Annotated in this window: 18 protein-coding genes; 7 read left to right on the plus strand and 11 right to left on the minus strand. The window is 35.9% G+C overall.

All coding sequences use genetic code 11. From position 1 onward, the window contains the following. Positions 1–12 precede the first annotated feature (12 nt). Positions 13–1671, minus strand: coding sequence for a sensor histidine kinase (locus ACFRAE_RS09900; RefSeq protein WP_422796992.1), 1659 nt, complete (start codon positions 1669–1671; stop codon positions 13–15). 7 nt (positions 1672–1678) lie between these two features. Next, on the minus strand, positions 1679–3562 hold the full coding sequence (locus tag ACFRAE_RS09905; protein ID WP_422796993.1) for a prolyl oligopeptidase family serine peptidase: 1884 nt from the start codon (positions 3560–3562) through the stop codon (positions 1679–1681). Between the two features lie 96 nt (positions 3563–3658). Between ACFRAE_RS09905 and ACFRAE_RS09910 the strand changes: the two genes are divergently transcribed. Then, the gene (locus ACFRAE_RS09910) at positions 3659–3952 is read left to right on the plus strand and encodes a DUF4286 family protein (RefSeq protein WP_422796994.1); all 294 of its coding nucleotides are present in this window, start codon (positions 3659–3661) and stop codon (positions 3950–3952) included. Here the strand turns inward: ACFRAE_RS09910 and ACFRAE_RS09915 are convergent. The 6 genes from ACFRAE_RS09915 to ACFRAE_RS09940 form a co-directional block, all read right to left on the minus strand. Continuing rightward, positions 3949–4350, minus strand: a complete 402-nt coding sequence (locus tag ACFRAE_RS09915) for a DUF983 domain-containing protein (RefSeq protein ID WP_422796995.1) — start codon at positions 4348–4350, stop codon at positions 3949–3951. The two genes, ACFRAE_RS09910 and ACFRAE_RS09915, sit on opposite strands and share 4 nt — an antisense overlap. Positions 4351–4358: 8 nt before the next feature. Further along, positions 4359–4643 carry a hypothetical protein gene (locus tag ACFRAE_RS09920; RefSeq protein WP_422796996.1) on the minus strand — a complete coding sequence of 95 codons (285 nt, stop codon included), beginning with the start codon at positions 4641–4643 and terminating at the stop codon, positions 4359–4361. Between the two features lie 33 nt (positions 4644–4676). After that, entirely contained in the window at positions 4677–5375 is a 699-nt protein-coding gene (locus ACFRAE_RS09925; protein WP_422796997.1) for an RluA family pseudouridine synthase, read from the minus strand. A gap of 112 nt (positions 5376–5487) precedes the next feature. Next, a complete protein-coding gene (locus ACFRAE_RS09930; protein ID WP_422796998.1) occupies positions 5488–6477 on the minus strand; it encodes an MlaD family protein in 990 nt (329 codons plus the stop codon). 8 nt (positions 6478–6485) lie between these two features. Then, complete coding sequence (locus ACFRAE_RS09935; RefSeq protein ID WP_422796999.1) at positions 6486–7262, minus strand: ABC transporter ATP-binding protein; 777 nt, start codon at positions 7260–7262, stop codon at positions 6486–6488. 6 nt (positions 7263–7268) lie between these two features. After that, complete coding sequence (locus ACFRAE_RS09940; RefSeq protein WP_422797000.1) at positions 7269–8027, minus strand: MlaE family ABC transporter permease; 759 nt, start codon at positions 8025–8027, stop codon at positions 7269–7271. Positions 8028–8243: 216 nt separating this feature from the next. Here ACFRAE_RS09940 and ACFRAE_RS09945 point away from each other — a divergent pair, with 216 nt between their 5' ends. Beyond that, the gene (locus ACFRAE_RS09945) at positions 8244–9743 is read left to right on the plus strand and encodes a DUF6600 domain-containing protein (protein WP_422797001.1); all 1500 of its coding nucleotides are present in this window, start codon (positions 8244–8246) and stop codon (positions 9741–9743) included. Here ACFRAE_RS09945 and ACFRAE_RS09950 read toward each other — a convergent pair. After that, complete coding sequence (locus tag ACFRAE_RS09950; RefSeq protein WP_422797002.1) at positions 9730–10593, minus strand: WG repeat-containing protein; 864 nt, start codon at positions 10591–10593, stop codon at positions 9730–9732. The two genes, ACFRAE_RS09945 and ACFRAE_RS09950, sit on opposite strands and share 14 nt — an antisense overlap. Before the next feature lie 597 nt (positions 10594–11190). On the opposite strand from ACFRAE_RS09950, the gene pncB reads away from it, so the two are divergent. Together pncB and ACFRAE_RS09960 are read left to right on the plus strand one after the other, a co-directional pair. Then, positions 11191–12369: a nicotinate phosphoribosyltransferase gene (pncB, locus tag ACFRAE_RS09955; RefSeq protein WP_422797003.1), complete on the plus strand. Its 1179-nt coding sequence runs from the start codon at positions 11191–11193 to the stop codon at positions 12367–12369. Then, positions 12362–13099: a class I SAM-dependent methyltransferase gene (locus ACFRAE_RS09960; RefSeq protein ID WP_422797004.1), complete on the plus strand. Its 738-nt coding sequence runs from the start codon at positions 12362–12364 to the stop codon at positions 13097–13099. The genes pncB and ACFRAE_RS09960 overlap by 8 nt, the downstream gene beginning before the upstream one ends. 56 nt (positions 13100–13155) lie before the next feature. Here the strand turns inward: ACFRAE_RS09960 and serS are convergent, their stop codons facing one another. Continuing rightward, entirely contained in the window at positions 13156–14427 is a 1272-nt protein-coding gene (serS, locus tag ACFRAE_RS09965; RefSeq protein WP_422797005.1) for a serine--tRNA ligase, read from the minus strand. 117 nt (positions 14428–14544) lie between these two features. Here serS and ACFRAE_RS09970 point away from each other — a divergent pair, with 117 nt between their 5' ends. Next, positions 14545–15087 carry a hypothetical protein gene (locus ACFRAE_RS09970; RefSeq protein ID WP_422797006.1) on the plus strand — a complete coding sequence of 181 codons (543 nt, stop codon included), beginning with the start codon at positions 14545–14547 and terminating at the stop codon, positions 15085–15087. A gap of 114 nt (positions 15088–15201) precedes the next feature. On the opposite strand, the gene ACFRAE_RS09975 is transcribed toward ACFRAE_RS09970, so the two are convergent. Next, positions 15202–17553 carry a BamA/TamA family outer membrane protein gene (locus ACFRAE_RS09975; RefSeq protein WP_422797007.1) on the minus strand — a complete coding sequence of 784 codons (2352 nt, stop codon included), beginning with the start codon at positions 17551–17553 and terminating at the stop codon, positions 15202–15204. A gap of 3 nt (positions 17554–17556) precedes the next feature. Between ACFRAE_RS09975 and ACFRAE_RS09980 the strand changes: the two genes are divergently transcribed. Together ACFRAE_RS09980 and ACFRAE_RS09985 are read left to right on the plus strand one after the other, a co-directional pair. Beyond that, complete coding sequence (locus ACFRAE_RS09980) at positions 17557–18318, plus strand: TrmH family RNA methyltransferase (RefSeq protein ID WP_422797008.1); 762 nt, start codon at positions 17557–17559, stop codon at positions 18316–18318. Then, complete coding sequence (locus tag ACFRAE_RS09985) at positions 18311–19507, plus strand: MFS transporter (protein ID WP_422797009.1); 1197 nt, start codon at positions 18311–18313, stop codon at positions 19505–19507. The genes ACFRAE_RS09980 and ACFRAE_RS09985 overlap by 8 nt, the downstream gene beginning before the upstream one ends. Position 19508 lies beyond the last annotated feature (1 nt).

Here is a 19508-nt window from a genome sequence, read left to right on the forward strand (position 1 = left end):
GTACACGTTGGATTATTTAGGAAAGTATAACGTAAATGTAGTTCCTTCACCTTGAACACTACTAACTTTTATTTCACCTCCCATAAACTCTGTAATCTCTTTACAAAATGCCAAGCCCAAACCTACACTTCCACCTTGATTAAATTGATTCTTGACTCTATAAAACTTTTTGAAAATATGTTTTAGTTCATGTTTGTCGATTCCAATACCTTTATCTTTAAATTCTATTACAATATATTGTTTAATTTGACGCACACTAATATCAATAAATTTTCTCGAAACTTCTGAATATTTGTAAGCATTATCAATCAAATTTTGAAACACGGAGTTTAATAATATAATATCGGTATATAATTTATAATGATCTTCGATATGATGCGTCAAAATTAAATCTGGATATTTTATTTTTGTGGCTTCAAATATTTCTAAACAAAAATCATTCAAATCAATGTATTCACCTTTAAATTTCAAGGACTTATTCTCTATCTGCGTGAAAGACAACAACTTATTCATCAAATTATTCAGCTTATCAGCCTCTTGATCTAAAATTTTCCCATACATCCCTCGTTCTTGATCTGAAATTCTTTCAGCACTTTTTAGATTATTTCCAGCAATTTTTATGACACTCAAAGGTGTTTTGAATTCATGTGTTAAATTATTAATAAAATCATATTGCAATTGGAATAGGCGACTATTTATAGCAATATTTCGATAGATCAGATAGACAATCAGCAAAAGAATGAGGTAAACGATCGAAACGCCCAACAGTGCCGGTAAAAAGCGTCTATTTATTTCGCCTTTTAAAAAGCTTTCCGAAGAATCAAATCGTAATTTATAATCTGACAAAGCTCCTGGCAAAGGCATTTCTGTAGAATACAAGGCTTCCTCCTCAATGACATTAGGATCAGTAATCGATAATATTCGGACTTTTTCATAAAGCCTATCCTGTGTATTGATGATTTTAATTTTTTGTGGATTGATTTTATAAACAAATAAATCTTGATCATAAGTAATGTTTGCAGAAGTAGTATCATCCATTAACATTTTATAAGATCTTAACGTATTTACCCTTGGAATATTGAGGTAGGTTATTTTACCGGGTACTGTATTATAAAATATTCTATAAATATCATTTTCAGTTAAAGAGGTCGAATCGTCCAAAATATTTAAAAAATTCACCATTCTAATGGCCATGTTATTGAAATCATCTGAAGAAGGTTTGTTTATATTCTCCGTCACTTGTTGTTTCACTAACCTATGCTGATTATCTAAATGAAAGTTAAAAATGAATCTTGGAAGTATTTGTAAGTTTTGAAACCGAACCCCTTGAGATAACTCATCCACATTGGTAAAAAGTACATCATAAAATGTCACCTCTTCCACAAAAGGATTTTTTCTTAATATTTTTTCCGAATAATTTATGGAATGAACAGAATCTAAGTATCCCTGGTAATTAGATACTTCAGCGATTTCATTATTGAAAAAATAATTGAATTGTTTTAGGGTTGCATCAAAGACATCGGCCTTCTTATTCGCGAATTCTGATTCTACATAGTTAGACATCATGGTTTTCGCCAATATCACAGCAATCACATAGAGCACTGTTAAAAATGCTAAAAAAGCGATTAATAGTCCTACGTTCTTACGATATTTACTTGGCCTCTTTAGCATGTTGTTGCTAGTTCATATATTGAGCCAAAAAACTTTCGATTTCTTGATAATATTCCACTACGTTTTCTTCGTTGCGAAATCTTTTCCCTTCCTCTTTCTTAAACACATACCGAACCGGATTTTTCTGACTTCGCAATTTACTTACAAATTGGTTGGCATCTGTTACTGAACTATATTTATCTCGACCGCCTTGGAAAAACAAAACTGGAATTCGAACCTTATCCGCATGAAAAATTGGCGAAATAGCCTGAAATAAATCCGACTCTTTCTCTGGATTTCCAATAATGCGGTAATACAATTGAACATAATGTTTTAAATGTGGTGGTATTTCTCGGAAATAGGTGAATAAATTACTATATCCAGAAGAAGAGATGGCACATTTGTACAGCGTTGGATTGAAAGCAGCAGCGTATAATGCCGAGTAACCTCCAAATCCAGAACCCATGATCGCAATTCGATCCTTATCTGCTATTCCTTGATGGACTAACCAGGTAACTCCATCGGTAATATCCGTTTGAATTTTACCTCCCCATTCTTTAAAACCGGCAGTCCAAAATTCTTTCCCATAACCAATCGAACCGCGATAATTAATTTGGAACACCGCATAACCTCTATTGGTTAAAAATTGAACTTCTGGATCAAAACCCCAATCACTTCTACGATTGGGCCCATCATGCACCAATACCACCACTGGATAAGAACTTTGCTTCTCTTTTGGATAAGTCAAATAAGCATGGATTTTTTTATTATCTCTCGAAAGAAAGTTCACTTCTTCCATTTTGTTGAGCGCTTTTCCTTTCAGCTTTGGATTTTCCTCAGCTAATAACTTAATTTCCTTTTTAGTTCTATTGAAATAATAGGTCTCCCCAGAGTGTATATCACTATACAGCCTCAATATAAATCCATTCTGCTTATTATCTGTATCTAAAAAGGCTATCTCCGTATTCGGAAAATGTGCCTTCACATAATCGTATGTCTCCTTATAAGCCGAATTAAAGATGGTTTTAGTGTATTTATTCACAAAAGAAGAAGTATACATCATCTCTTGTATAGAATTTGAATAGCCCTCGGTGGTTAGATCACCCAGACTATCTTCATGAATCTTCTTCAGTTCCTTACCCTGCATAACATCAAATTCTGTCAATGCTAAACGATCTCGATTGATATTAGATAAGGCATAAATAATTTGATCTGATTTCTTTTTGAATCCTAAAGGCACAAATATCGTTTCAAAATTATTCTTCATAACCTCTTTAAAACGATCCTGCTCAGTTTTTCGGTAGAGTATAGACTCTTGAACACTATCACTTGTCAAAGCTATTCGAACCACTCCATCCAAAGAGCCCATCCAATTTACTACATTTCCAGGATTTTCATAAATCATCTCTGAAGGTCGTTCATCCAAATAGATCCTATGTAAATCAAACAAGGATGAATCCCGCGTATTTAGCCCAACAAGTAAGGATCCATTATGCTCTCTAATAGGTTGAATCCAGCGCAATTTGGCTTTCATAGGTGGAAAAAATCTTTTCCGCTTCTCCGTATGAATATTGATATAAAATAACCGTAAACTATCGGATGCCGTTTGGGTATTTGAAAAGATAATTTGATCATTGTCTAACCAAAAATAACTCTGTACGTTTAAATTTTGTTGATAGGTTAATTGTTTTGAGGAGTCCGGACGAACTAAATCTAGAATAAAAATATTTTTACAATGGTCATGTATCCCTAAATAAGCAATTTTACTTCCATCAGGAGAAATACGATAAGATGTTTTCTCCGGTTTCACAAAAAAGTCTTCTATAGGTATAAGGGCTTGATTATGTGGATTTTGTTTACATGAAACAAACACAAACAGTATAAAAAGAATATATATCCAGCCTTTTACCATGTCTTTCTTTAAAATAGCCCTTTATCAAATATTAAAAAAAAAATCGTAAAGTTCCATTTGCAACCTTAATTTTACAGCAAATACTATATAATACATATGTTTTTATACAATTTATCAATCATCATCGAAGAATCTGCTCACCTCGACATGTTAATTTATATCAAAGAATTAATTCATAAACATGCTGAAAAAGAATTAAGTCTGTTAAAGATGCTACAATCGCCACATGATGGATTTACCTATTGTCTTCAAGTAATCTTAAAAGATGATGAGGAAATTCGCACTTTTCAATCAGTTTTAATGAGCGAGATGCAAACATTTATTTCAGAAAACCATCCCCAAAAAGCATTTCTATTTGACAGCATTATGCAATATATCCCTCATAATTAATTCGAATGCTTGGAAGATTCTGTTTGATATTTTGGATTGAAGGAAACCTTTGGCGATAAAAAATGAAGCAAAACCAATCTCGAATACCTATAGTTAAATGGCGCAAATAAAAGTATTGCAAAAAACAAAACAGCTATATATAACCAAGGAGATTCGCTTTTGGTAATTACGGCAGTAATTAAAGCCATACCTAAGACTTCAGCTACTGAAAAGGCGTAGCTTACATACATAGCAGCGTAAAAGTAACCTGGTTCTATTTCAAACTTAAATCCACAGTGAGGACAATGATCGTTCATTTTTTGCAAGGAAAATCCATATGCATATCCTTTGAACATCTTACCTATTCGACAACGGGGACATTTACTTTTTGCTACAGCCTGAATTTTTGAAATAGCCATGAAAATGGTTATTGATTATGTGGAGGTAAATTCAAGTTACTTTTTGAATGTGGCGCTCTAAATTTCTTATACCATAAAAAACCAATTCCTCCAGCAAACAAAAAAGGCATTGCTAGGAGAAACAATATACCTGCATTCAATCCCTTTCCTTGCGTATTACCATGTTGCGTACTATTTTCTGCATTAAGTGAGCACATAGCACATTGCGAATAGCTGGGTTGTGGCGCACCTACTAAACTAAATAAAACAAAGAGGTACACAAAAAACATCCTCACACCGAAATAATTTTTCATATTACAAAATTAAGAATAAATCCTAACAAACGATTAAACATCTTCGTTTAACAGCTTATTGAATTTCTCCCAAAATCCATCTTGGGGTAGTGGAGCCTTTATACACATTGCTTCGTCTTTTATAGGATGAATAAATTCCAATGATCTGGAATGCAAGCAAATGGTTCTAAGCAAGCTCCCCCTCGGATATCCATACTTATTATCTCCTACTATAGGACAACCCATATAGGCCAATTGACTTCTAATTTGATGAGTTCTTCCAGTTACTGGATTTACTTGAAGTAGATAAAAACCATCTAAATGCCCTATTACCTCATAAGATAATTCCGCAAAACTTCCATTTTTAACCTCACGATCATAGGCCTTAGTAATCATTTTCTTTCGATCTCTAAGCAGCCAATTTTTTAAGGTCCCTTTCATAGCTTGTGGTTTCTCACGAACAACAGCCAAATACTTCTTTTTCACTTTTCTGTCGTGAAATAATCGATTCATTCGATCTAATCCTTTGCTCGTTTTCGCAAACAATATCATTCCACTCACAGGCCTATCTAATCGATGGATAACCCCAATGAATGCTTCATTTGGTTTATTGTACTTTTTAGCAAGAAATTCTTTAACCATTTCTTCTAATGATTTGTCTCCAGAATTGTCCACTTGCACTATATCGCCACCTCGTTTATTGATCGCAATCAAGTGATTATCTTCAAACAAAACGTCTTTTTCTGTAATCATTACTGTTAAAATCTTTGAAAAATAGTAGTAAGGGTAATAAAAAAAATGAGTTGATAAAGCTTCTTGAGGAAATTGCTTTATCAACTAATGTATTTAAATAGCGGATTAACCACTAATTCTTGCTGGCATTGTTTTCTGCTTCGGCTTTAGCTTTTTTCTTAAAAAACCCTCTTAATAGAAAATTACTTTGCAATGCCTCCATGTTTTCATCCAGTTTCTCAGTACTCAAATTTAAGTTCTTTAAAATTTGTCTGATTTCATCTGCAGCTGCTGGATCATTCGTAAGTACGCCTATAGCATTATCTTTATCGTTTAACCTAGCAGAAGTTGCATTCAAATTGGACATTAAGGCGGAAGCCGTTTGAGTAACCCCTTGCAATTGGGCAGCAGACTCTTTTAAACTAGCAAATACAGCCGTGTCCGTCGTCAACTCATGTATTAAACCTTGATCATTATTTAGTTTTTCAGTTAATAAAACTAAATTATTTACAGCCTTATTAGCCACAGTCATGGTAGTTCCAAGAGAATTTACCGTACTTTTTAGATTCTGTGCTATGCCATCATCGGTAAGTAATGCCCCTACAGTTCCTTTTCCATCTACCAATTGTTTGGAAAGCACCGCAAAGTTCTTTGTGATTTCGAGAAGGTTCTCATTATTTACTTGTAAAGTTGCTAACATCGCATCCATACCGCCAGAAACGCCAGATTTTATAATGTCATTATTTACAATTTGAGGAAATTGATCTGATCCTCCAACAAGACTTATGATCGCATTCCCAATCAATCCATCTGAACTTAATGTAGCGATTACATCTTTACGAATGAATTTACTCGATTTCTCTTCTACACTCATTACTACTTTCACATTCTCGACACTTTCAAAGCTAATCTCCTTGATGATACCTACCTTAACTCCTGAAAACCATACATTATTTCCGACTTTTAATCCTTTTACATCCTTAAAAAAAGTAGTTAATGCTAAGTTTTTGCTGAATTTATTTTGTTGAGTTCCTAGAACTAAAATACCACCCACCAAAATAATTAATCCAATAAAGGTAAATAACCCTACTATTATCGATCTTTTTCTATCTGTTGTTGCCATATATCCTATTATACAATAAAATTATAATCATAAAAAGGTTTTACACGTTCATCCTCAGTTTCAAATATTTCTGAGAATTTACCTACCCGTTCAAATTTACCATCCAATAACATTGCCACTCGATCACCAACCATTTTAGCGCATGCTAAATCATGCGTTATTATGATGGAAGAAGTTCGATACCTTTCTTGAACTTCATTAATTAAGCTATTAATATCCAAACAGGTTATTGGATCTAGCCCAGCTGTTGGTTCATCATACATCATGATGTCTGGTCTTAGAATCAATGTTCTAGCTATTCCAATACGTTTACGTTGACCTCCCGAAAGTTCTGAAGGCATTTGGTTAATTGTTCGCAATAAACCCACGCCATCCAATACATCCTCTACTTCTTTGTCGATTTCAGCACGAGTCAAATTGCGCTTATTACGAACTAGTGGAAACTCAAGATTCTCCCGTACGGTCATACTATCGTACAAAGCACTATTTTGAAAGGAAAAACCTATGCGCAATCGTAATTGCCTAAGTTCTTTTTCTTTCAATAAATTTACGGTCTCCCCTAGTACATGGATTTCTCCCGAATCTGGCTTTAATAAGCCAGAAATTAATTTGATCAATACTGATTTACCAGTACCTGATCTACCTAATACGACTAAGTTTTCTCCATTATAAAGCTTTAAATCCACATTCCGTAACACATGCAAATCCCCAAAAGATTTACTTACATTATCGACATGGATGACTTCCTCATCGTAATTAATGTGCGTTTGTTTTTTTTGCTCCATATGAGTTTATCCTACTAATGCTAAAATCTGTACTATCAACAATTCCTCAATAAATACGATAAACATAGAGGCCACTACAGCACTATTCGCCGCTTTACCTACACCTTCGGTTCCTTTTGAAGAATAATAACCTACATAGGTACTCACAAATCCTATCGTAAAACCAAATACTATTGCTCTGAACACCATCGCAAAAATATCTTTTGGAGCTATGGCTTCAAATACCTGATTGACATAGCTTAAAACACTTAATTCATCTTTTGAAATAATACTCAAATATCCGCCTGCTAAACCTATTCCTGCTACATAAAAACACAATACTGGAATCATAAAGGTCGTGGCAATTATGCGGCTTACAATCAAAAATTTAAACGGATTGGTCCCTGAAACTTCCATGGCATCTATTTGTTCCGTTACATTCATCGAACTTAATTCTGCACCTATTTGTGACCCAACTTTACCTGAAGCAATGAGTGCTGTAACCAAAGGAGCCAAGGCCCTCACAATGGCAATGGATATCAATGCTGGCAGCCATGAACTAGCCCCAAATTCCTCCAATGATGGTCTAGACTGCTTTGTAAAAACAAAACCTACAATAAATCCAGTTAAGCTTATCAGCGGAAAAGATTTCCAGCCTACTTCATAACACTGCCTTATGATCTCTTTAAACTCGTAAGGAGGACTTACTACTTCACGAAAAAAACGCATCAAAAAACGATGCATACTTGCAAATTCTAGTAATAAAGCCTCAAATTTCTTTGCCATTAATTAAGCTAATTTATTGAATTAATTGATTCAAAAGTCAAAATATCTGACGCAAATGTACAAACTTTTATTTTATGGATTAAGTTTCCATTTGCAATAATACTTTATACAGCAATCGAGCCAAAAAGTTTGACATTTTTATTATAAGATTAAACCTTTTCTTAAATCTAAGCGTCATACCATCAAATAAAGGCAAAAACTTAAACAAGTTGGCATATGAAAAATTTGAAATCGTCCACATCATTCGCAATAGCTGTATTCCTATTAATATCGATTTTTAGTGTTAAGCATGTTTCTGCTCAAAACTATAATGATCTTGAATTTGATGATTTTTACAATGAGTTAAGACCATATGGCGATTGGGATAGCGATCCAGAATATGGAAATGTTTGGTACCCTAATGAAGGATCTGATTTCAGACCTTATGGTTCCAATGGCTATTGGACTATGACTGAATATGGTAATACCTGGGTTTCTAATTACGATTGGGGATGGGCTCCGTTTCATTACGGTCGTTGGGTACACCGAGGTCATCGTGGTTGGGCATGGATTCCAGGATATGAATGGGGACCTGCTTGGGTAGATTGGCGTACTGGTGGAGGCTATTACGGTTGGGCCCCTATGGGACCTCGTATCAATGTATCTGTCAACATAGGTTTACCCGTAGATTTTTGGATATTTTTACCTACACGCAGAATTTACGAACACCATATGCCTAGATATTGGTCTTATGGACACCGTAACATCTATAACAGAACAACCATTATTCACAATACGTATATTGTAAATAACAATCGTTATTATGGCGGTCCTGCACGCAGGGATATAGAAAGACATATTGGTAGACGCGTTGATGTTCGATCGGTAAATTTCGATCATAGACGTGGTTCTAGTCGAGTAGATAGAAACTCTGTATCGATTTACCGCCCTGATCGCTCAAGTTCTAGATCAGAACGTATCAACGATAATAGAAATAATCGGGATGCGATAGGTCGATCTAACCGTTCAAATCAAGATCGGGCGACAGTGTCTAGAGGTTCTTCAACAGATAGAAATAATACGAGCCGTTCGAATCAAGACAGGGGGTCACGTGGATCCTCAAACGACAGAAATAGCTCTAGCCGTTCTTCAAGAGAACCTGTAATAACTAGAAATGCGAATGGTCAACGTGAAATGCGCTTTGGATCAGATAACGCTCCAAACAGATCAGAAAGTTCGAGATCTAACGAGCAAAGAACGGTAGGTTCAAGAGCTGAAAGATCGTCCAATACTGGCAACGTATCTAGAAATTCGGAAAGAACGCCAACAGCATCCAATCGTGGAAATGCAGGTAGAGAATCACGTTCCAATTCGAATCCAGTGAATCGGAATACGGAAAGCAGAAGTTCAAGTTCTTCTCGTTCCAATATAGAAAGACCTACTAGAAATGAATCTGTGGAAAGAAGCAACCGTTCATCAAGATCAGAATCAAGAGTTGCTCCACAAAGACAGTCTGCTCCTGTTCAACGTCAGCAATCTGCTCCAGGACGTAGTCAAGAGTCAAGATCATCTAGCAGAGTTTATCAAACAAGTGCGCCACAGCAACGAGCTGAATCTAGACAACAAAGCCGCCCTTCTGTAGAACGAAGCAGCGGAAGTTCCAGATCTCAAAGTCGTCAAAGTGCACCAACGCAACAAAAGTCTGAAAGAGCATCTTCCAGATCTAGCAGAGGCTAATACATAAGTTGAAATAAATTTGAAAAGCGGGTTGAGTAAATTCAACTCGCTTTTTTTTATGTATGCTGTAATTTTGATGAGCTAGTTTTGTCCAAACCAAACTATCATATTTGCTGATCAACTTTGGGGGATGTGCTACTTCTTCTTCTAAAATATTAATACTATATACTCGTTTATCTTTAGATACAATAAAGATGGAATCCAGTCCTCCTATTGAATGAATAAAATTATACGTAGGACTTAATACAATTTCTCCTTTATTGTTCACCATACCAATAAAATTGGTTAAATAAATTTTAGTGGTTGTGGGGTTTAAATTATCCTCATACAATGCCTTTTCCCTATCATATTCATTATTCTTTTTATGATAATCCCCTAGTTTACATGAAGCACAAAACTTCGCATGCCCTTGTTTATTAAATGAAGATACTGAAGTAAATCTTGGTGATAAGACAATCTCCCCTTTTAAATCCGCAAACCCGATTAAGCCCTTTTCATCTTCCATCATGATCAATCCTTCAGCTGGATCCATTGGGTATGGCTCACTGCTTACTACTTTAAACAACTCTTTTCCATTTATATCCATAGCAACCATACCTCTTCCTTTGGTTTTAGACAAACCAAAGTATAAGCCACCATGATTGACACTAAAAAGCTGAGAATATTTTCCAAATGGAACTATTAGGTCTCCATACTCATTTTCATAACCATAATCCTCCTTATCATTTGTTGTATCCATGACCATGATTAATTGTTTGCCTCTATTTACCATGCCTTTATCTACACCTGTATGGCAAGAAATAAAAAATAGAATCAGGATAGCCCAAAGTTTACAAGTTTTCCAATACATAATTGACCATGTTAATCAGGTAAAAATCGACCAAATGTAGTCTATTCCTAAATTTAGGAATTTTATCAAGTTAATCAACTTTAAATCAATGAAATAATAATTCATGATTTACTTAAATAAGAATTTAGCCCCCGATTTAATCTTTATTGGTTTTTAGGTTATACTAAGTTAGTTTTCGTATGGTTTGTTTATCCTACGGTTCTCCTTCGGACATTCTATGGAATTTTCCGAAGGAGAACCTTGTGAAATCCGATGAATGTCCGAAGGAGATCCATTGGAAAATAAAATAATTGCTAGCTTCCTATAAAACTTGAACAAGTCAAAATTGGCGATAAATGCGTAGTAAATAGGGCTGAATTTGGACAGTGCGTAAATAAATGATCCAGGCGGATTTATTTTTGAGAGGAGATGTTATGGTGTTTACTACCGTAAAAGTCACCAGGATAACAAGGGTACCATCTTACCGTTGGTTACTATTAGCTGCTTTAAAAATAGCAAGATTTGACATTGGGATTTTGTTTGAACCAGGGAAAAACACATTTTTGTATTAACATTTTCTTAATTTTATTGTTGTCAATAGCAACAAAAGACAAACGAATGGCAAAACTAACATCCATTTTGGATAACGATTTTTATAAGTTCACCATGCAATACGCTGTCGTGAAACTATTTCCAAAAGCTAAAGCACGTTATCAATTTATTAATAGAGGAAAGCATCAATTTCCTGAAGGATTTGCTGAAAGATTCCGCGAAGCTGTGAATAATATGGCAAACCTCAAATTGAGCAAGGCAGAGAAAATCTATTTTTCAAAAACTTGCCCATATATTGATCCGACTTATTTTGATTTTCTTCAAGGATACCAATACGATCCTGAAGAGGTGAAAATAGCACAACATGGTTCCGAATTATCCGTAAAAATTGAAGGTTATTGGTACAGAACCATCCTATGGGAAGTACCATTGATGGCATTGATTTGTGAACTATTTTATGAAATGCAGGATGAAAAAAGAGTTTCAGATGTTGAAGTGAAGCATATTGTCAATCAAAAAATGAACAAATATGATAAACTTCAAATTACCATTGCAGATTTCGGTACGAGAAGAAGACATTCTTATGCCGTACATGATTTAGTATTAGATGCACTGAAAGATCATGCCTCTAATACTTTTATAGGCACAAGCAATGTTCATTTTGCTATGAAATACCAAACGAAACCTATCGGTACTCATGCCCATGAATGGTTCATGTTTCATGCGGCGAAATACGGGTATAAAATGGCAAACTTATTGGGTTTAGAAAATTGGTCCAATGTCTATAGAGGTGATTTAGGAATCGCACTTTCAGACACCTATACCACCGAAGTTTTCTTTAAGCAATTTGATAAAAAACTAAGTAAATTATTCGATGGTGTAAGACACGATAGCGGTGACCCTATTGAATTTGCTCAAAAAACCATGGCGCATTATGAAAGTAAGGGTATAAACCCTTTAAATAAAACTATTATCTTTTCTGATGGGCTAGATTACGATAAGGTAGAGAAAATTGTCAACTTCTGTCAAGATAAAATTGGTTATTCCTTTGGTATCGGTACAGATTTTACGAATGATGTAGGATTAAAGCGTATGAATATCGTCTTAAAAATGACAGAAGCACTTCCTGAGGATGCGGAGTGGACTCCGGTAATCAAACTTTCGGATGAACCAAATAAGCATACAGGCGATGCTGATGAAATTTTAGTTGCGAAACGTTTTCTAAATATTATTCCACATGCATAGAGACGTTTATGGAGAGGCTCTTTTTGATTTTAAAGAGCATGGCGAAACATTAGAACCACTCTTACTGCACAGCAGTTACGGTGATATTGAAGAAATGCCAGTCGAAGTTTTTTATCGAGAAGAGGAAGATTTACCCGAATTGGAATTTGTTGCTTTATCTTTATGTGATGGTAAAGTATTGGATGTTGGGGCTGGAACAGGGGTTCATGCATTATACCTTCAAAATAAAGGATTCGATGTACATGCTTTAGAAATATCAGAAATTGCTTGCAACATTATGAAAGAAAGGGGTGTACAACAGGTGGTCCATGCAGATTTTTTCACCCTTCAAGACCAAACCTATGACACCTTGTTATTCCTCATGAATGGTATTGGCATTTCAAAAACCCTAGATGGATTCAAGGAATTATTGAAACATGCAAAAACGCTGTTGAGTGAAAGAGGACAACTTATATTTGATAGCTCCGACATTTCCTACCTATATGAAGAATATAGACTACCTAGACCTGATTATTACTTTGGTGAAATAAATTTTCAATACGAATATAAAGGTCAAAAAGGTCAACCTTTTACATGGTTATACATAGACCAAAAAACCCTTATTAAAATTGCCCATGAGGAAGGTTGGGTGGTGCAAATTTTATTTGAAGACGATCAAGATCAATATTTAGTACGTATGGAGCCAAGAACGGAGCAGTTTGAAGATCCATACCATCCAACAGATCTGTAAATACAAAAAGTCCCAATCATCTTGGGACTTTCTGATTATTTCTGGAACACTCCAGTTTAGTCTATATATTCAAAACCAACGTAAGGAACTAATACCTCTGGTATTTTAATACCTTGTTCTGTTTGATTATTTTCTAACAATGTAGCGACAATACGTGGTAAAGCTAATGCGGAACCATTCAAGGTATGGGCTAATTGAGTTTTTCCGTCTTCATTTTTGAAACGAACTTTCAAGCGATTGGCTTGATAGGTTTCAAAATTAGAAACCGATGAAACTTCCAACCAGCGTTGTTGTGCCGCACTATAGGTTTCCATATCATAAGTCATCGCCGAGGTAAAGCTCATATCCCCTCCACATAAACGGAGCACGCGATAAGGAAGATTCAATTTTTGCAATAAAGATTGAACATATAGATTCATTTCTTCCAAAGTCTCGTAAGAATTATCAGGATGTACAATCTGTACTAATTCGACTTTATCAAATTGGTGTAAACGATTTAAACCCCTGACATGCGCTCCATAGGAACCTGCTTCACGACGAAAACAAGCAGTATATCCACAATGTTTTATCGGAAAGTCATCTGCTTTGACAATGGTATCCCTATAGATATTTGTTACAGGAACTTCTGCGGTCGGAATTAAGTATAGATCATCATTCGTTACATGATACATTTGACCTTCCTTATCAGGCAATTGGCCTGTAGCATATGCAGAAGCTTCATTGACCAACATAGGTACTTGCACCTCCCGATAACCAACTTTTGCAGCTTCATCTAAGAAAAAATTGATCAATCCGCGTTGTAAGCGAGCCCCTTTTCCTTTATATACTGGAAACCCTGCGCCAGTTATTTTGGTACCTAGTTCGAAATCGATGATATCGTATTTTGCAGCCAGCTCCCAATGTGGTAGTGCACTTTCTGGCAATGCAGGTTTTGAACCATGTTCTAAAACAACCTCATTATCCTCCGGAGTTACACCTGCTGGAACTAATTTGTAAGGAAGGTTTGGCAATTGAAGAAGTTTACCTTGTAACTCTTGCTCTATGCCTTCCAACTTATCGGTCATTTCTTTAACTTGTTCCTTATATGTTGCCGATTTGGATTTGATGGCTTCAGCTTCTTCTTTTTTACCTTGGCGCATTAAGTCTCCAATCTGCTTTGCCGAGGAATTAGCTTCAGCTGCGATGGAGTCCGATTCGTTTTGAACCTTACGACGTTGCTCGTCTAAGGAAATAATCTCGTCTACCAATTCTACTTGCTTGAAGTTCTTCACGGCTAGCCTTTCAACTACCTCATCCCTGTTTTCACGGATATAATTTAATTGCAACATATAATGTATGTTTTTTATGTATAACGTGGACAAAGATAAGAAGACGTATCCACTTTATAAACCAGAAATTATCGCATTAGCTTTTTTTCAATCCATTCTATTTTGTATCATTGCATCATGAAAAACAGGTTAAAATATTGCTTTATCTTTTCTATTATACTTGCTGCAACTTTTTCCTTAAAAGCTCAACAAATTCAAATACGTGATTTTTCAGTAAAGGAAAACTTATCTCAGAATGGAAAACTAGCAATTATTGCCTTAGATTCTTTGGAAAAAACCGACAATAGTATAAATGGTTCCTTCGCTTTCACCATCAATGGTTTCCAACAAGATTTAAAATTTACAGATGGTGTTGCTGTTACAAGCCAGTCCATAAAATCATCGACTTTTGTATTTTTCAAACATGAAAATGTGGCAAAAGATTTTGGAAAATTATACTTTTTACGCGTTACAGAACAAGGAATCACGCCTTATAAAATCAAAGGGTTATTCTTAATTATTCTGCCATTAGCCATCTTATTTATAGCCTACATATTCAAACGCTTTCTAGTTACGCTGGTAATTCTAGCAATTGGCTACTTTTACCTCAACTACAGCAAAGGCCTAGACTTAAAACAAGTCTTGGAAAGTATTATCATGGGAATTAAAGATCTAATTTGAGCTGTTGGCGTTGAGGTCTGAGGTTTGAGATACGAGACAAAAAAACTCGGCTGAAGATTGAGTCCTCAGCCGAGTTTTTACTTTTTATAATAGCTAATAGCTTATGCCTAATAACTAGAACGGCATACCTACGCCGAAATTATATTGGATAAAGCTGTATCGATCGGGTCTATTGTTGTTATAATAATTATTTCTAAACTCCTTGGAATTGAATAAATGTTTAATTACCCATTGGTCTGTTCCTGAAAACTGCGGATCCTTAACTTTCAATCCTGCATCTAAACGTACTGTGAAATAATTCATATCCACACGTAGTCCGAAACCGGTACCTAATGCGATTTGCGATAAAAATTGATTTCCTCGAAATTCGCCATCAATGTTGAAATCATTTTTTCGAAGACGCCATATATTTCCAGCGTCTAAGAATGTGGCACCGTTTAACTTCGCGCCAAAGAAATTATTCAACATTCTAAAGCGGTATTCCACATTCGACTCAATTTTCACTTCGCCCAATTGATCTAGGTTACGTAAATTTAATCGTATATCCTCAGGTTTACTAGCTCTATTATAACCGCCCGGCCCTAGTGTTCGTGCTTGCCAAGCCCTAATGCCATTCATACCACCGGAGAAAAAACTTTTCTCAAAAATGAGTAAAGAAGAATTATTACCATAAGGCACAGCAACCCCAGAGTTGAATCGAAAAACCAATTGCCTATTTCCTCCTAAGAACTTGTAAAATCGATAATCTACCTCCCCTTTGATATACTGAAGGTAGGGAACTCCAAACAACAATTTCTCATTCTTATCATTGCTGTCAAATGGAATAACCTGACTTACTAAACCTAGTAAATTACCGCTAATATCACCAGCACCTCTAAAATAATGAAAGGACTCTTTGCTGGTTAATTTCGGAGCATTATAGGTAAATGCATATTGAGAGCCTAAACCAAAATATCGCCTATCATTACTTTCCACATACAGCGTATATCCGCCGTCTATCAGACTCTGTTTAAAATTCTCATCCAATCGACCGTCACGATATTCCACCACGATAGGCGTAAAACTATGCATCTTGTTCGTCGATTCAAACCACAAGTAATTCAGGCTATTAATCAAATATCGGTTGGCATAGGTCTGATCTTGAAAAAACAATTGCAGACTTGAGGAGAAAGTAGTTCTTGGCAAACCATATTTTCCTACACTACGTACACGGAAAGGACTTAAGATTCTGGGAAAGGAAATATTGACACCAACTTGAAAATCATTATTAAAAATCTTATCCGCCAAACTACCCTTCAAACGGGAGTCAAATAAGACCCCATAACGCATTTTTACCTCAATCGTTTCAGAGCCCCCGAAAATATTCCGATGCGAAAACGTATTTCCAATATTAAAACCACTCATCCCTGAGCTAAATGTAAATTCTCCCTCCATTTGGTTGCTCATCGCAGCCCGAGGAATTAAATTATAAAACACATCCAATCGAGCAGAATCCTTTTTTTCATAATTGATCTTCACTGATCGAAAGCCATTCATCTCATACAATCGATCGTAGGAAAGCTCTTCATTTTTTGCGCTAAATTTCTGACCTGATCGTAAGTATGCATACCGTGCTAATGGACGTAACCTAAATTTCTTGGTTTCATCGGTGTAAACAATTTTGGTAATACTATCTAAATAGGGCGTAGAAACTTTTCGCAAACTTGGATCTGCGGCTTCAATATTGAAATAAACACTGTCTATATAATAAACCTGATGGGCCGATGAATCTTCCGGATTAGTGACTTGGATATGTAGATTAGCACGTCGATTTAACCCAATGGTATCCACTCCCACCCGCATGTATTGACGAAGATAATCGTAATACCCCGCATTGCGCATGTAGAAATAGAGGTTTTCACGTTCGGCATATAAATCTACCGCATCGTAAGCTTTTCCTTTTTTTATTAGGCTTTTTGAAACAATTTCTTTTTGATAGAGGGAATCTACACGAGGATCTTCCACATTTCTTTGAATAGTATCAATCAAATAGGGATCGCCCAAGTCGGTTAGAAAATCTACTTTAGCTCTCTTTTTTTTAATTTCTATCTGCGGAGTGACCTTCGCATTAAAGTAGCCTTTAGTTTGCAAAAATCGTTCTATTTGATTTCCGGACAATTCTACTAATGCGGAATCTAAGATTCTTGGAGCTTCTCCTACATTCTTAATATTTTCCTTTTTATAGCGTCCTTTCCGGGTATTAAACACATTATAAATAGTCAAATATAAGGGAGAATTAGGCCGTATTTCGTTGTCTATGTATAATGAAACAGATTCTTTTAAAGCAGGATTAACTCCTTTAACATCCACATCTGTCACAAGGGCTTGGTTATCATCCAAATATTTTGCTGAACGGCAGGAAGCAAAAAATAGCAACAAAAATGTTATACTTGCATAATATAAAATACTACTTTTTTTTACGTTCATCCGATGTTGTCAAAAGCTCAAATCAGTTTAATTACCTCCTTGCAGCATAAAAAATTCCGAGTACAACATAATCTATTTGTTGTCGAAGGAATAAAGTCTGTGTTAGAATTTATTCACTCTGCATACAAAGTACAAAAATTATGGGCTACGGCAGAAGCAGTTGCAAAATTGGGTAAAATACCGCAAAATATAAAACTTGAAGAAATATCTGGAGCTGATTTTTCCAAAATTAGTACATTAAAGAATCCTCAAGGTGCTTTAGCACTGGTTGAGATCCCCGAAAATAAATTACTTGACCTTACTTTACTGCGAAATAAACATAGCTTGGTATTAGATGATGTTCAAGATCCTGGAAATTTAGGGACAATTATTCGAACGGCTGAATGGTTTGGAATTAGCAACATCATTTGTTCGATTGGGACTGTTGATGCGTATAATCCAAAAGTAGTCCAAGCCACCATGGGTTCCTTATCCAGAATATCAATTCATTACCTTGATCTGGAAGAATGGCTTCAAAATAACCCTCTTCCCATTTATGGAGCTTTATTAAATGGCCAATCCATCTATCAAACAAATTTCAATCAAGAAGGTTTAATATTAATGGGCAATGAGGGTAATGGCATCCGATCTAGCTTAATAGAAAAAGTGACACAGGCAGTAACTATTCCGAGGATTGGAGCTGCAGAATCACTTAACGTAGCTGTTGCAACCACCATTTTCTGTGCAGAGTTAACTCGACAAAAATTGAATACAACCAATGGATAAGCAGCTTCCTGAAGATAATCGCCCCTTATACACCTTTCAATTTGCGCTACTTTGCCTAAGCTCTCTACTTTTTTCGGCGAGTTTCAATATGATTATTCCCGAACTGCCTAATTATTTAACAGCATTGGGTGGCGCGGAACACAAGGGATTAATCATTGCACTCTTTACGTTAACGGCCGGTATTTCTCGTCCTTTTAGCGGAAGACTAACCGACAAATGGGGTCGCGTCCCCGTCATGGCTATTGGATCCATCGTCTGCGTTGTATGTGGCTTTCTTTACCCTATCTTGTCCAGCATTGCTGGATTTTTTATGCTCCGTCTAGTTCATGGTTTCTCTACTGGATTTAAACCTACTGCCACGTCTGCATATGTAGCTGATATCGTTCCTTCCAAGCGATGGGGCGAAGCCCTTGGTATGCATGGACTTTGTTTCAGTATAGGTGGAGCAATTGGTCCAGCGATTGGTAGTTATGTTGCTTCAGATTATGGGCTAAACAGCATGTTCTATTGCTCCTCAGGTTTCGCCTTTCTATCCATTATTATCGTCTTGAACATGAAAGAAACACTGAACACAAGTCAACGTTTCTCAGCAAACATGCTAAAGATCTCTCGACGCGACATCATCGAAGTGCGGGTAATCCCTGCCGCAATTGTAACGCTGCTTTCTTATACAGGATACGGCGTAATCCTCACCTTAATCCCAGACTGGAGTGAACACCTGGAAATACAAAATAAAGGCTTGTTTTTTACCGCTTTTACATTGGCATCGATTGGAATTCGATTGTTGTCTGGAAAAGTTGCCGATCGATATGGTCGAATTGTCGTCATGAAAGTTGGATTAGTCATCATCGCACTTTCTATTTTTTATATTGGTTTTACTCATTCTGTATTTCATTTGCTCGTAGGTGCCTGCTTATATGGTATTGGAACCGGTATATTTTCGCCAGCAGTGAATGCTTGGACTATCGATTTGTCCTTACCGCAATACCGAGGAAAAGCTGTGGCAACCATGTATATAGCGCTCGAAATGGGAATTGGTGCTGGTGCATTATTTGCCGGCTATATTTATCACGACGTTTTATTTAGAATTCCCTATATTATGTACGGAAATGCTATTATTATATTTTTAGCGTTTATTTACATAATTTACTGGGATTGGAAAAACAAAAAAACAGATAACCTGTTATAAG

This window comes from Sphingobacterium sp. HJSM2_6, from assembly GCF_049316305.1.
In the GTDB taxonomy this organism is placed as follows: Bacteria; Bacteroidota; Bacteroidia; order Sphingobacteriales; family Sphingobacteriaceae; genus Sphingobacterium.